Raw genomic sequence first — 15,101 nt, forward strand, 5'->3', positions numbered from 1 at the left:
CTACGTAGGTGAGAAAAAGTAAGCAGCTGTGTTATCAATAGGTACACACGGAACGGCAGCGCTTTGCCGCGTCCTCACTCGTGCCGTTCCCGACCTTTCTGGAGATTCCTCGTGGCAACGCTGCTTCACCTCGACTCGTCCGTCTTCCCCGAGTCCGCCTCCGCCTCCCGGTCGGTCACGGCGGCCTTCCGTCAGGCATGGGAGGAACAGCACCCCGACGGCACCGTGATCTACCGGGACCTGGCCATCGACCCGGTGCCGCACCTGGACGCCCTCTCCGCGTCCGCCGGCTTCACCGCCCCGGCCGACCGCACCCCCGAGCAGGCGGCGGCCTTCGCCCCCCGGCAGGAGCTGATCGAGCAGCTGGAGAGCGCGGACGCCGTGCTCATCGGAGCGCCGATGTACAACTTCACGGTCCCGTCCACGCTGAAGGCCTGGCTCGACCAGGTGATCCTCGTGGGCCGCACCGCCATGGTCGAGGAGTCGCCGATCAAGGGCACCCCGGTCTACGTCGTGGCCAGCCGCGGCGGTTCCTACGCCCCCGGCACCCCCCGCGAGGGCTACGAGTACGTGCAGAACTTCCTGCAGGCGGTCCTGGGCGACATGCTCGGCATGACGGTCGACTTCATCGTCCCCGAGCTCACCATGGCCCACTCCAACCCCGCCATGGCCGAGCTGATCCCGCTCGCCGAGGCCTCGAAGGCCAAGGCGCACGAGGACGCCGTCAGCAAGGGCAAGGCGGCCGCGCTGAACGCCGCCTGACACGACGAACGAGGCCGGGTCGCGGGCCGGCACCGAGGACCCGGCGCTCGTCGACGCCGAACAGTGCGACCTGGCGGGCCCCCCGACGGACGCCATGTGGCTGTCCCCGGCGCGGTGTTGGGCGAGGATCCCGCGCGACGAACGCCGCCCGGCCGGTGCTCGCCCGGCCGACGACGCATTCTGCGCTCGCCCGAGACGCAGGCGAAGGTTGTGCAGTATAGGTAAATCATCACGAAGAACAGCGAGATGATGCCGGGGGGACTGCGGGTGGGCGACGACCTCGAATCGCTCTTGCGCCGAAGCGTCGTCTGTCTTGAGGACGGAACAGGGCAACAGCACGGCAGCGGTTTCTTCATCGCACCCGGCGTGGTGCTGACGTCGGCGTCCGTGATCAACCGCTTCGGCGATGCGGACATCCTCGTGCGCCGGGACGGCGAGCCGCCGTCGTCCGCCGGTGTCAGGTGGCTGGAGCCCCGCGCCCCCGTCCCGGGCCTCGACGCGCTGCCGCTGCCCGATCTGGCCGTGCTCCAGATCCCCGGGGCCACCGCCGTCGGGCATCCCTGCGTCTGGCTGGGTGAGACGCCGACCGGCGGCCCGGTGATGGCGGCCGCGTTCGTGCCGGGGCGGCTGCCCGTGGAAACCGTGGACGGCGACATCGCCCGGGTCCGCTCCGAGCCCGACGGCAAGCTGGTGGTGTACCGGAGCGAGGAGCCGGGAGCCGGCCTCGGTGGTGGTCCCTTGCTGAGTCTGGACTCCGGACGGGTGGTGGGAGTCGTCAAGGCCGACCGTTTCGACCCGGACGGCTCCCAGGTCGCCTCCGTGGTGGAGGCGCTGCGGATGTGGCGGCCCGACATCTGGGCCATGAACCAGGCGTTCCACCGGTCCGACAAGCGCTGGCAGCAGGCCCTGCGCCCGGAGTCCGCCGTCCGGGACCCCCTCGGTGCGACGCGGCGCCTGCTCAAGGACACGCTGCAGGCGGTGGCCCGTCGTACATGGAGCCTGCCGCCCCTGAAGGACCGTTCCGCACTCCACCAGACCGTGTGGGTCCGCCGGGTGCCGCAGTCCAGCACGCACCGCGTCGCGCGGGGCCCGTCGGAGTTCGCGGCGGCCGAGCGCTTCCACTGGCAACCCACACGGGCCGGCGGACGGGTCACCGTGGTCCGCGGCCTCCCCGGCTACGGCAAGTCCTGGTTGCTCGCCTTCCACGCGGAGACCCTCGCGCAGGAAGGGCTCATGTCCCTCGAGGCGGGCACGGATCCGGAACGGCTGCGGATCCCCCTGCTGGCGGACTGCGCCACGTTCGGGTACCACCTTCCCGCCAACCCGTCCATGGACCAGGTGGCCACCGCGCTCCTGCGCTCGACGCGCGCCACGGATCCGCACTCCGACCCCGCCGACGACGCGGCGCTCCTGGCGTGCGAAGTCCTGGACCAGGGGCGGGCGGTGATCTGTCTGGACGCGGTGGACGAGGTCCCCAAGCTGTTCCGGCGGCGGGTGCAGACCGCCCTGCGCCTCCTGGCCGCCGGAACCAACACCCTGGTGATCTCCACGCGGCACTCGTCCCTCGCTCTGCTGGAGGAGATCTCCGCCTCGGACCGGGTGGACGTCGAGACCCTCGGCTTCACCCACCGGGAGGCCTCCCGGTTCATCGGGGTCTGGCTGGACCACGACCCGGAGCGACGACGGCCGCTGGACCGTGCCCTGGCGAACAGCGCGTCGCTGACCGCTGTCGCCTCCGTGCCGTTGCTCCTGTCCTTCCTGTGCCGGCTCGCCGACGTACCGGGCGGGACGACGGCGTTTCCCACGTCCAAGGCGCAGTTGTGCGAGGAGGTTGTCAAGAGCCTGTTGTCGGGGCGGTGGCGCAGTCTGGAGCGCAACGCGTACGACCCCGACGATCCACCCGACCCCGTCCGCCGCCTCAAGGCCCTCTCGCACGCCTTCGGAACGATGCTGGACGGCTGGCGGTCCTCGATGGAGAGCGTTCCCCGGGCCCGGCTGAGCCGGCTGCTCGCCGACCACCCGGACGCGGAACGGTTGCGTGCCTCGGCCGTGGCGCGGTGGGAGACCTGGCAGCGGGCGAGCGAGGCCGAGCCGACGCAGCCGCCGCCCGACCCCGTGGTCTGGGAGTTCACCTTCGACGGACTGCTCGTCGACGACGGGCCGGGGGGAAGCGAACCCGCCGTCAAGGCCCTGCACTCGGCGCTGCGCGACTTCCTGCTGGCCACGTATGTCGCCGGCCTCGACCAGTCCGCCCGGCGCGACGTGCTGGAACGGCATCGCTACTTCGACGCCGACTGGCAGGAGGTCTTCGTCCTGGCCGCCTCCCTGCTGGACTCGCCGGACGCGCTGGTCCGGGACATCCTGGACCTGCCCAAGGACCCCTGGTTCTCCCAGGCCTACTTCGCCGCCCGGTGCGTCGCGGAGTGCGGTGACCGCGTCTCCGAGGACACCGCGAACCGTCTCCTCGGCGTCCTCGTGGACGAGGGGACGAGCCCACGGCTCTCCGACAGTCGGCGGAGGCTGGCCGCCTTCGGGCAACTCGTCAGAGCGGGCGTGGCGCCGGCGGTGGCACGGGCCGTCGCGGCCTCCGCGGAGGAGGAGCCCGCCCCCGCGGAAGAAAACTCTGTCTCCGCGGCGGAGGACTCTGTCTCCGCGGCGGAGGACGTCGCCACGGCGGACGCCGAGCCCGGCGACAGGACGACCGCGGCGGCCGTGGCGGAACAGGGCACCGTGCGGGAGCGGCGCCTCGAAGCGATCACCGCGCTGGCGGAACTCGGCCATCCCGAAGGCATCGGCCGGGCGGAGCGTCTGCTGTCGCCCTCCGTCCCCCAGCAGACACGGCAGCGGCTCATCACCGCGCTCGCCGCGACGGACTCCCCCCGGGCGATCGACCGGGCGGTGGACTTCCTGCTCACCGCGGGCAGGAACACCGACGTGGAGGCCTTCGTCGCGGCCCTGCGCCCGAGTTCGACGCCCCTGCTGGAAGCCGCGGAACGGCTGCTGCGCGCACGCTCACTCCAGAAGGAGGCGCGCGTGGCCCTCGCCGCCGCTCTCATGGAGTGCGGGAACACGGGCACCGGAATCGTCCGGGCCGTCGCCCATGACGTGACCTCCGACTGGGCCCTGCGGAGCAGGCTGTACACACTGCTCATCAACGCCGGCGTGCCGAACGCCGTGGAAGAGGCCATGGACGGCCTCGCGCACCCGACGCTGCGTCCGGCCGACAAGTCGTACGTGATCGAGGCGTTGATCCGCCAGGGGATCGACGAGGCCCTCACCTCGGCGGCGTCCCTGATGGTGGACACCGTCATCCCCTGGGCGCGCAGGCGGGAGCTGGCGGCCGCTGTCTGCACGTCGGGGCCGGCCGGCCTGGAACTGGTCCGCAGCCAGTGCACCCGGCACGCACCCCTCGACATGGTCTTCCCCCACCTGCTCGCCCTCGTCGCCGCCGGTGACCCGGCGGGGTGTGCCGTCGCCAGGGACTTCTGCAACGACCCCGCGGTCGTGCCCGGTGCCCGGGGCTTCCTGTGTCACGCGCTGCTGGAGGCGGCTCCGGGGCGTGCGGAGACCGACGCGGCCCTCAGCATGGCCGGGAGCGACGAGCTCACCGCCGGACACCGGTTCCGGCTCGTGACCGCGCTCGCCCGGGCCGCAGCCGCTGAGACGACGCAGGCCCTGCACGCGGCCCTGGCACGGGGTCTCGACGACGTGTCCTGGCCCCTGGTGAGCCGTCAGCTGGCGGCCGCGAGTGAGCCGGGCCGGCAGGCGTTGCTCTCCGTGGTGGGCACCGACACCCACTCCTGGCGGATCCGTGTGGAGAGCGTCCTGGCTCTGGCCACCACGCACGAGGACACGGTGCGCCGGGCCGTCGCCGAGCTGAACGTCCCCGGCATGCCCGCGCTGTGGCGGAGCCGGCTCGTGTTCGGGCTCAGCCTGGCCGGCAGCGCGATGTTCGTCCCGGAGCTGGCCGCCTCCCTGAGGACCACGCGCGGGGCGTACGAGGTCTTCTACCGCTTCATGCAGGGGCCCAATGCCTCCCTGGACGAGCACTTCCACCGCTACTACGCGGATCTGGCCGAGGCGATGGAGCAGCTGCCGCAGCGGGGTGCCGCCATCGCCTGGAACGACGATCTCCTGTCCTCCTGCGGGATCACCTGGGAATCCGACGAGGAGCGGCGGGCCCTGCTCGCCTGGAGCTACGAGCAGATCCAGGAACGGGTCGGCAAGGCCCTGCACGACGTCATGCTCCCCGACCAGCTCAACGCCTTCTCCGCGGCGATCGACGACTCCGACGAAGGGGGAGCCTTCGACTGGATGATCTCCAACTTCCCCGAGTACCAGGAGTTCGTGCAGGAGGAACTCAAGAACCTCAAGGAGGATCTCCAGTCGGGTCGTCTCGTACCGCCGGACTCGCTGCGCAACGACCACTCATCGGTGCCGACCATGCGCGCCCTGCAGCATGTGGCGAAGGCGCTCGCCGGCCTTCCCGTGATCGGACCGGGGAGGAGCTGGGCCCCGTACTTCGACCACATCCGGTCCCATCGGCATGCGCTGTTGACCGATCACCACGCCTCCTCGCTGCTGGAGCTGGCGTACCGACTCGATCCTCGCTGGCCGCTCCATCACGGGCAGTTGTTCACCATCCTCCACTGCAGGGCCGAGGGCGTCGACGCGACCGAGGCACTGTCGCGCGACAGCTCGCTCCACATCGACCTGCTCAACAATCTCTACGGGCAGGGCGACTTCTGGATGCTCTATCTGTGTGGTTCCTTCGGCGCCCAGTGCTTCCCCCGAGACGCCCCGACCCATTTCTACGCTGCCCTGGGTGCGGAAGGTCTCGCCCACCATGACCTGGCGGTGCGGCTGATGGGCATCTCGGGCGAGTACGCCGAGGACTGGCAGGTGGCGCAGGGTACGCAGACCATCCGGGAGTGCGGGGAGCGGCACCGCTGGGAGCCGAGTGCCTCGCAGGACCTCATCGACGCGCTCGCGGGGAGGGGACCGGGGTCGTCCACCTCGGCATGACCCCTTTCCCGCCCGGCCCGACACCACCACCACAGAACGGGGTACGCATGCCGTTTCACGTCCGGGTGACCAGGAAGCACTCGATCCGGGACGAGGTCCGCCTCAACCTGACCGGCGAGGAACTCGAACGCCTCTTTCTGGCGCCCTACCGTCAGGGGCGTCCGCTGGTCATCGGAGGGACATCCGTCGCTCCGCAGGATCTCGACAAGATACGGATCAACTGGACCGAGCAGAGTGCGGAGATGCTGCTGCCCGGCGTCCGTTCCCGACGCGCCAGGTCGGGGGACGACGTCACCACCTCGGACGAATGGCTCATCGCGGCTTCCGGGCAGGACGTCACGGACGAGTTCATCACCGAGCCCCCCGGAACGAGCGGAATTCCCATGACCGACACCCACCCGAACCCGGGCGCGCAGGCCGACAACTCCCGCCGGGTGTTCGTCGTGCACGGCCGCAATCTCGACGCGCGCGACGCCATGTTCAGTTTCCTGCGTTCCCTCTCGCTCGATCCCATCGAATGGAACGAGGCCCGCTCCGCCACGGGAAAGGCCACCCCCTACATCGGCGACATCCTCAACGCCGCCTTCCGCGAGGCGGCGGCCATCGTGGTGTTGATGACGCCGGACGACGAGGCCCGCCTCCAGCCGAAGTGGCACGAGGCGCACGATCCCGCGCACGAGACGGAGTTCACCGGACAGGCCAGACCCAACGTGATCTTCGAGGCGGGCATGGCCATGGGACGGGACGAGCACCGGACCGTCCTCGTGGAGATGGGACGCCTGCGCCCCTTCAGCGACATCTTCGGCCGCCACGTCCTGCGCATGAACAACTCGTCCGAGCGCCGGCAGGAGTTGGCACACCGACTGCTCGACGCCGGGTGCGCGGTCAGCATGAGGGGCGTCGACTGGCACAAGGCCGGAGACTTCGACGCCTGTCTGTGAACCGCCCGGATCCCGGACGCCGTGCAGTCGGCGGGTCCTCAGCGCCTCAGGTCCGCGCCGACCGCGGCCGCCACGACGCGGTCCCGTTCGGCACGGGTGAACAGCCCCGCGGACAGCCAGTCGTCCGCTAGGGCTCGCACCGCCCCCACGAAACGGCCGGAGTTGACGAAGGGCGCCTGCGCCCAGAGCACGTCGAGGAAGGTCAGGCCGTCGGCACGGGCGCGGTTCGGTACGCCCGAGTCGGTCGCGCCGAACACGACGACGGGTTCCGAGCGCTTGAAGTAGGCGTGGTAGCGGGTGTCGTCCGCGATGTGGAACGGGGCGAGGGTCAGGCCGTGCGTGGTGAAGTGCAGCGGGCGGCCCTCGGGCCGGATCACGTCGGCGAGATCGCCCCGGAGCGTGAAGTCCTTGTAGAAGGAGAAGGTGCGGAAGCCCTGCTGTGGGCTCTGCGCGACCAGGAGGACCGGCCCGCAGAACACCGACTGGACCGTGGGGTCGTCCAGGGCCCTTTCGACGCGCAGGCGGTACGGCGTCGAGACCCGTACCCGGTCGCCGCGCCGCCAGTTCCTGCTGAGGGTGACGTAGCTGCCGGGCGCCGCCGCCACTTGCTGCCGGACCCCGTTGACGGTGACGGTGAAGCCTCCCGTGGCCCAGGACGGAACCCGCAGTCGCAGGTCGAGCCGGCCACCGCCCTCCCGGAACGTCAGGGTGCGCACGCCCTCGGCCGGGTAGTCGCTGGTCTGGTCGATGACGAGACCTCGCTCCGGCCATCGCAGGGTCGAGGCGAGGTAGAGGTTGACGTACACGGCGTTGCCGTCGGCGGAGCGGAAGTAGACCGAGTCCTGGTACTTGGTGTGGTTCTCCATGCCGGTGCCGCCGCAGCAGGTCCCGGTGTTGTCGTACTCGCGCACGACCCCGGGGCCCATGCCGACGAAGTAGGTGACCTCCGGGCTGCTGGTGCTCGGGGCGTCGCGGCGGGAGGCGAGGATGTGGTTGGTCAGGCCCCGCTCGTAGTAGTCCATGTACGCGGGGTCCGGCGCGCGGAAGAACAGCTGACGGCTCAGCTTGAGCATGTTGTACGTCGCGCAGGTCTCGGCGTTGTTGTCGCCCAGGGTGGCCGCGATAGCCCCCCGGGCGCGGAACATCTCGCCCTGGCCCGTGCCGCCCAGGCTGTACATGCGGGGATCGACGACCATGCCCCAGAAGTTGCGGGCCGCGGCGGCGTACCGCTCCTCGCCCGTGTGGTCGAACAGCCGCACATAGCCGGTGAACTGCGGGATGTGCTGGTTGGCGTGGCGTCCGTCGAGGACGTCGCGGTCCTCGGCGCAGGCGTCCAGCAGCGCGGTGTTGTCGAAGCAGCGGGCGGCGGCGAGGTGTTCCGCACGGCCGGTGAGGGCGTACAGGTCCGCCATCACCTCGTTCATCCCGCCGTACTCACCGGCGATGTAGATCGACCACATGCGTTCCAGCTGCGCCTTCGGCAGGCGCCCGAGCCGGCTGTGCACCCAGTCGCCCATCTTCGCGGCGATCTCCAGGGCCTGCGCGTTCCCGGCCAGCGTGTGCGCGTCGAGCAGACCGCGCATGATCTTGTGGCAGGTGTAGTACGGCGCCCAGATGGTGGGGTACGTCGTGTAGCTCTCCAGCAGGATGAACTGTGTCTCCGGGTACGCCGCCAGATAGCCGGGGTGGCTGGGCCTGGGCGAGCCGTGGTCCGCCAGGGCCCGCTGGCACTCGCCGAGCGCGCCGATCATGTAGTCGAGCTTGGCCTTGAGCGCGGCCTCGCGCGTGTCGGCGTACGCCTGCGCGACGAGGGTGAGGAAGTGGCCGGCGTAGTGGCCGCGCAGGTTGCCGTCGGAGGTCTCCCAGCCGCCGGGCGGCCGGGCGCCGCGGGTGTCGAGCCCGGCGTTGGCGCGGAAGACGGCCAGGATGCGGTCGGCCGGGTAGGACCTGGCGTAGTCGAGCATCAGGTCCCGCTTGCGGCGGAAGACGCCGTCGCCGAGGGTCACCTGGTCCAGGGGGAAGGGGCGTACGGCCCAGGTGGGCGGGGTGGGCGGCGCGGCCGCGGTGGTGGGGGCGGCAGGCGCGGCCGCGGTCGGTGCGGCCTGTGCCGCGGTGGTGGGGGCGGCGTGCGCGGGAGTCGCCGCGTGCGTGAGGGGGACGGCGGCCGCCGTGGCGGCGGCGAGTCTCATCACGCGTCGGCGGGAGGGGGGTTGGGACATGCTCGGACTCCGATCGTCGGTCGTCGGCGGGCATGGGCGATGGAACGGGGGCTGCGCGGTCATGGAGCGGCGGTCACGGTGACGGTGGCCGTGGCGCGGTACGTGGTGCCCGCCACGGTCCCCTTCACCTCGAAGGACCCCGGCCCGGCGTACCGGTCCGGATCCACCGGGTCCCAGGTCACGGGGACCCGGCTGTCCTTGGAGCCGTCGTTGTAGGTGGCGACGACGGTCGCCGGGAGCGTGGGCGCCCGGCCGGCGCGGGTGGTGGCCCGCTCCTCCGCGAGGCTGGTGATCTCGACCGCGTCGGTCTGGCGCACCCACACGGTGGCGGTGACCGGCTGTGCCGTCCGGTCGGCGAGGCCGGTGATCCGTACGCTGGTGCCTCCCTCGGCGACCTGGTCCTCGGTGAGGGCGGGCCAGGCCACGGGTGAGCGCGCCGTGGAGCCGTCGGAGTAGACCAGCGTCACCTCACCGGGCAGTTCGGGGATCCTGCCGCGCGGGGTCGGGACGTGGACCTCGCGCACGGACTCCGGTGTCTGCGCGTACACCTTCCACTCCTGGACGCCGAGGGCGAGGTCGGGGTGTCCGGTCAGCCGGGCGCGCAGGGCCGTGGTGGTGACCGGGGTGAAGGTGGTCCGGTTGTAGCGGTCCTCGGCGGTGCCGTAGCCGCTGGGCGAGTCGACCTCGCGCCAGGTGTCGCCGTCGCGGTACTCGATGACCCAGGAGGCCGGCACTCCGACGCCGTCGGCCGCGCCCGGCTGCGCGTCCCGGAAGAAGTACAGGTCGGAGCCGTCCACGCGGACCGGGTCGGCCCAGGTGTACTGGACCCACTGGGTGCCCTTCTCGGGCCAGCTGCCCCAGCGCGGGGCGTCGGAGGACGAGGCGGGTTCCCGGCCGTCGTTGATCGCGGCGACCGACTCCCAGCCCGAGGTGTAGGACGCGGTGGGGGTCGCGGACGGCGCCACGTTCACCTGTCCGTCCGAGAGGCCCGCCACCTTCACCACGACCTTCTTCGACGACCTCGACGTGCCGTCGTCGGCGGTGAGTTCGAGGGTGTAGGTGCCCGCCTTCGTGAAGCGGGCGACCGTCGTGGAGGCTCGGGGGGTGTCGAAGATGACGGTGCCGCCGTCGGGGCCGTCCGCCGCCTGCCACGACGCGGAGAGCTTCCGCTCCGGGAGCCCGTCGTCCTCCACGATCCCCGTCACTCTGACCTGGCCCGGACGGCTGTACGTCGTGTCGCGCCACGCCTCGACGTACGGGGGCTGGTTGTGTGCCGCCGGGGGTCTGACGCCGGTGGCGTACGCCTGGATCTCCTTGAGGCCGCTGGTGTGGCCGTCCCGGTGGCGCAGCAGCACCCGCAGCTTCTGCGTGGTCACCTTCTGGAAGCGCACCTGGTTGAGGTTGGCTCTCGGATGGACGGGTGACTTGGCGGGGCGGCTCACGTCCTTCCACCGGCCCTGGCCGTCCTGGTACTGCACGGTGTAGAAGGCCGGTTCTGCGTATCCGCCCGGCCGTTTGTCGCTGTAGAAGTGAAGCCGGACGTCGTCGACCGCGCGCCTGCGCCCGAAGTCGAGCTCGTACCAGTCCTCCGTGTTGCCCGAGCCGCGGGCGCCCCAGAAGGGCTCGTTGATCGTGAAGCCGTCCACGGCGCCGGCCACTCCGTGTCCCTGGGCCTCGTGGGAGGCGCGGGCGGTCGCGCCGGCGGCGAGGTTCTCCTTCGCCCTGCCGGTCAGGTCCCGGCCCGCCTTGGCGAAGAGGTCGGTGACCCGGTCCTTCGGGCCGTACGCGACGTCCTGCGGTTCGGCGACGGCCGTACGCAGTCCGGTGGTTCGCGCCTTGGCGCCGCCGCCGTCGGGGAAGGTCACCTTGCGGGTGGCGGGGTCGTAGACGAGGTGGGTGAGACGGTCGGCGGTGAGGGCGAGCTTCCCGTCGAGGTACACGGAGTAGCCCTCGGGGACCCGCTTGCCGTACGGCCGTTTCCCGTCGCCGGGTGCGTCCCACAGCACGGCCACGTCGGTGCCGCGGTAGTTGATGTCGGTGACGGCGAAGTGGGGCCAGTCGACGTCGATCGGCCACAGCTCGATCTTCCGGTCGTCGCGCGGCCGGAAGCCCATCGCGTCCTCGATCACGGTCCAGTTGGTGGTGCCGAGGATGGTGTGGTGGATCCAGGAGCGGTATCCGATCTTCTGCGGGTCGGCGCTGCCGTCGGCCCAGAACTCGTTCTGGTCGGGCCACCGGTTGTCGCCGTCGACGTAGTGGGACCAGGCGTTCCAGGACAGCAGCTTCTTGTACCAGGTGCGGTCGATGTACTTGTTCGGGTACTTCCGCAGCACCGAGGAGAGGAAGCGGAAGGTGACGGTGGAGTTGATGACGGAGAAGTTGTTGCTCCCCGGGTGGCCCTGCTCCGCCGCCTCCGCCTTGTCGGCCTGGTTCGCCGTGAAGAACGGGAAGACGGGGTACTGCTTGTCGTCCGCCCACAGCCGCAGCGCTTCGAGGTACTGGGGGTCCTGGTCCGCCGTGGGCATCAGGCCCACGCTGTACGGGTAGTAGTTGTTGATCTCCTTCCAGGGCACCAGGGTGTCGCCGGCCACGTGCCGGTGCTTGATCAGCTTGTCCTTCGGGTCCCAGAGGTACTTCAGGACTCCGTCCTTGACGTGCCGCGCGACCCCGCGCATCTCGTCGGCCTTGCCCTTCTCACCGAGCAGGTCGTAGGCGCGGGCGGCCGCGCCGGCATTGCTGTAGACGTACGCCGACTCGGCGCGGTCCAGGTTGCCCGGCTTCCAGTCGAACGACACCGCGTCGGCGTCGTTGCCGGTCATCGCGCCCCAGTCGTACTCGATCAGTCCGTTGCCGTCGTGGTCGTAGTTCTCCAGCTGGCCACGGACGTCCTGCTCGGCGTACCGCGCGAGGTTGCGCACGATCCCGTCGGGGCCGCCGTGCACCTGGTAGGAGCGCCAGGCGGCCTCGGAGATGTACTGGGTGTAGCTGTTGGACCAGTTCTCCGGGTCGCCCGGGTTGTCGGTGTACTTGCCGTTCTTCGAGACCTCGCCGGCCGACACCCAGGGGCCGTAGGAGTAGCTGGGGTCGCGCAGGTACTTGAGGTCGTCGACGAACATGCCGACGGTCAGGGCGATGGCGTTGTTGTAGCCGAGGACGCCCTCCATGGAGGTCGGGAACTGGTAGTCGTTGCCCGGGATGTCCGCGTCGAGGTAGTTGTAACGCAGCAGCCACCAGCGGTAGTAGAGCGTCTTCTCGATGTTGTCGTCGGGGATGTCGAGGTAGGGCAGGTTCTCGGCCCACCAGCGGTTGTACGTCTGCACATGGGTGCGGAAGGCGGCGGCCGGGTGCGCGGCGCGCACCGCGTCGTACTCCGTGCGCGAGCGGGCGATCTCCTCGGTGACGAAGCCGAGTTGGACCTTGGTGGTGAGGGTGCGGCCGGCGGGCAGCGTGAGGGTACGCGTCAGCGACTCGCCCTCGGGGCCGTCGGGGGCGAAGCCGTCGCCGCTGAGCCGGGGGAAGACCGTGGTGAGGTTGTTCTTCGCGGGCACCGCGCCGGTGAGTTCACGGCCTTCGGCGGTCGTGGTGTAGGGCGACGAGGCGCGCAGCGTGACCTCGCGGCGCGCGGAACCGGTGTTCGTGACGGCCAGGTTCGTCACGGCCACGTCCGCGTCGGTGATGAACTTGGTCTGGGTGACCTTGAGACCGGTGGCCTCGTGGGTGAACTCGCTGCGCCAGTGGCTGGGGGTCTGCGTACGGGCGCCGGTGTCCTCGTGGAGGGTCAGGTCCTCGCCGTCCACGGACAGGTTCACGGTGTACGCGGACCGGTTGTCGATGCTCTCCCAGTACGCGACCTTGCCGGCGAACCCGAGCCGTGCGGGGTCGTGTTCCTTCATGAACACCGCCCGGCCCCGCGTGAACAGCCAGTCCCCCGACGGGTCCTGGCCCTTGCGGGCCAGCATGCGGTCCATCCAGAAGTCGGTTCCGTCGCCCGCCTTCCGGTCGGCCTCGTACTGGGCGCGCAGGGTGCGGTGGGTGGTGAAGCCGGCCGGCAACTCCGGTACGGGGTGGGCGGATCCGGAGTAGACCGGGTAGCCGATGTCCGCGTTGTCCGCCGCGGCGGGCAGGGCCGCGGCGAGCGTGGCCAGCAGCCCCAGGGCCAGCGCTCCGGCCAGGGCGGTGCGGGGGTGGCGTCTTCTCCACGGTCCGTTCATGACGACCTTCCGGGAGGCGTGGTGGTCGGCAGCCACACCCGCATGGTGGAGGGGCCGCGGTTCGCCCAGGAGTGGTAGGGCACCAGGACGATCCCCGAGCCGCGTTCGGCGGCGGGAGCGGGGGCTTCGTCGAGCGGCCGGTACGGCCACGCGGCGCCGTCCGGTCGACCCGGTACGGCGAGGTCACCAGGCGCGACAACGGTGTCGTCCGGCCCGTCCTCCGGCTGGGCGGACGGGTCCACCCGTACGGCGTCGACCTCGCGTCCGTCCGGCAGGTCCACGGACTCCGCGCAGTACACCAGGGGCCCCCGCTGGACGGCCACCGTGCCGCGCACCGCGTCGACGCGCGGGTCGGCGCCGATCCAGCGCGGGGCCACGGGGAGTTCGAGACGGACCTCGTCGCCGGAGCGGAAGGCCCGGGTGACCTCGGCCGTGCCCGGCGCGACGGCGCGGCGTACTCCGTCCGGGTCGACCAGCCACGCCGTGGCGCCCCGCGTCCAGGCGGGGACGCGCAGCGAGAGGGTCCACGGGTGGTCGGAGGACCGTCCGACCCGCACGGTCACGCTGCCGCCGGACGGGTAGTCGGTGCGGACCCGCAGCGCGACGTCCCGGTCCCCGGCGAGGGTGGTGGCGATCTCGGCGTCGGCGTACTGGTGCAGCTGGATGCCGTGGTCGTCCGCCGTCGCGAGGTACGCGGGCAGCTGGGCCAGGGTCCGGGCCACGTTGGTGGGGCAGCAGGACACGGCGAACCAGGGGGCGCGCAGGCTCGACTCGGCGCGCGGGCTCACGGCGTCGGCGGGGGGCACGGTGCCGCGGTGGCGCCGGTGCAGGGTGTTGGCGTAGAAGAAGGCGCGGCCGTCCTCGGACGGGGAGGTCGCGACCACGTTGAACAGGGTGCGTTCGGCGAGGTCGGCGTAGCGCGGGTCGCCGGTGGCGAGGAGCAGCCGCCAGCTGAGCATCACGGAGGCGACGCCGGCGCAGGTCTCCGAGTAGGCGCGGTCGGGGGGCAGCACGAAGTCGTCGCCGAAGGACTCGTCGCGGTGGTGGGAGCCCATGCCGCCGGTGAGGTAGGTACGGCGGGCGACCGTGGCCTCCCACTGCCGTACGACCGCGGCGAGCAGCTCCTCGTCGCCGGTCTCCACGGCCACGTCGACGGCGCCGGCCGCGAGGTAGAGGGCGCGGACGGCGTGCCCGCGCAGCACGCCGGCCTCGCGGACGGGCATGTCGTCCTGGAAGTAGGCGCGGCCGAACTCGATGTCGGCGAGCGTGCCGTGTCCGCGCCGCTCGACGAAGAGCGCGGCCTGGTCGAGGTAGCGCTGCTCCCCCGTCGCCCTGGCCAGTTCCACGAGGGCCGTCTCGATCTCCGGGTGGCCGCAGACGCCCTCGATGCCGCCTGGGCCGAAGGTGGCGCAGACGTGGTCGGCGGCGCGGCGGGCGATCTTCGCCAGCTCGCCCTCGCCGTGGGCCCGGGTCTGCGCCACGCCCGCCTGGATCAGATGCCCGTAGCAGTACAGCTCGTGGCCCCATTCGAGGTCGCTGTAGCGGGGCTGCTGACCGGGGCGGCCGAAGGCGGTGTTGAGGTAGCCGTCGGGTTCCTGCGCGGGGGCGACGACGTCGGTGGACGCCGCGATCTCCGCGTCGTGCGCGGCGCCGTCCCAGGCCATGGCTTCGAGCAGCTTGTACATCTCGGAATCGGCGAACTCGCGGCCTCGTCGGTCCCGGTGGATCCGCCCCTCGGCGGCGGCGCGGAAGTTGCCGGTCCAGCCGACGCGTTCCATCCAGTCGAGGCAGTGGCCGATGGTGGCGGTGGCGTTGGTGTGCCGGCGCCGGCCCCAGAAGCCGCCGGTGATCCTGACCTCGTCGAGACCGAGCGGGCGCAGCCGTCCCCGGCTCGGCGCCACCGGCAGGACGGACGAGCGCGCCGTGTTCTCCCTCACCAGTTC

General features: G+C 71.3%; 6 protein-coding genes. 3 read left to right on the forward strand and 3 right to left on the reverse strand.

The annotated features are described in order from the left end of the window. Positions 1–111 precede the first annotated feature (111 nt). The 3 genes from ACPT94_RS10400 (at position 112) to ACPT94_RS10410 (ending at position 6,728) form a co-directional block, all read left to right on the forward strand. Positions 112–762, forward strand: coding sequence for an FMN-dependent NADH-azoreductase (locus tag ACPT94_RS10400; RefSeq protein ID WP_360331836.1), 651 nt, complete (start codon positions 112–114; stop codon positions 760–762). Positions 763–1,128: 366 nt separating this feature from the next. Then, on the forward strand, positions 1,129–5,787 hold the full coding sequence (locus tag ACPT94_RS10405; protein ID WP_425245696.1) for a DUF5663 domain-containing protein: 4,659 nt from the start codon (positions 1,129–1,131) through the stop codon (positions 5,785–5,787). A gap of 47 nt (positions 5,788–5,834) precedes the next feature. Then, positions 5,835–6,728: a TIR domain-containing protein gene (locus tag ACPT94_RS10410; RefSeq protein WP_360331841.1), complete on the forward strand. Its 894-nt coding sequence runs from the start codon at positions 5,835–5,837 to the stop codon at positions 6,726–6,728. 38 nt (positions 6,729–6,766) lie between these two features. On the opposite strand, the gene ACPT94_RS10415 is transcribed toward ACPT94_RS10410, so the two are convergent. The 3 genes from ACPT94_RS10415 to ACPT94_RS10425 are packed head-to-tail and all read right to left on the reverse strand — an operon-like array spanning position 6,767 to position 15,095. Further along, positions 6,767–8,947: a glycoside hydrolase family 127 protein gene (locus tag ACPT94_RS10415; protein ID WP_425245697.1), complete on the reverse strand. Its 2,181-nt coding sequence runs from the start codon at positions 8,945–8,947 to the stop codon at positions 6,767–6,769. 59 nt (positions 8,948–9,006) lie between these two features. After that, entirely contained in the window at positions 9,007–13,194 is a 4,188-nt protein-coding gene (locus ACPT94_RS10420) for an Ig-like domain-containing protein (RefSeq protein WP_425245698.1), read from the reverse strand. Next, a complete protein-coding gene (locus ACPT94_RS10425) occupies positions 13,155–15,095 on the reverse strand; it encodes a glycoside hydrolase family 127 protein (protein WP_425245699.1) in 1,941 nt (646 codons plus the stop codon). Before ACPT94_RS10425 ends, ACPT94_RS10420 begins: the two co-directional genes overlap by 40 nt. Positions 15,096–15,101 lie beyond the last annotated feature (6 nt).

The organism is Streptomyces aurantiaciflavus (genome assembly GCF_049808595.1).
Taxonomy (GTDB): domain Bacteria; phylum Actinomycetota; class Actinomycetes; order Streptomycetales; family Streptomycetaceae; genus Streptomyces.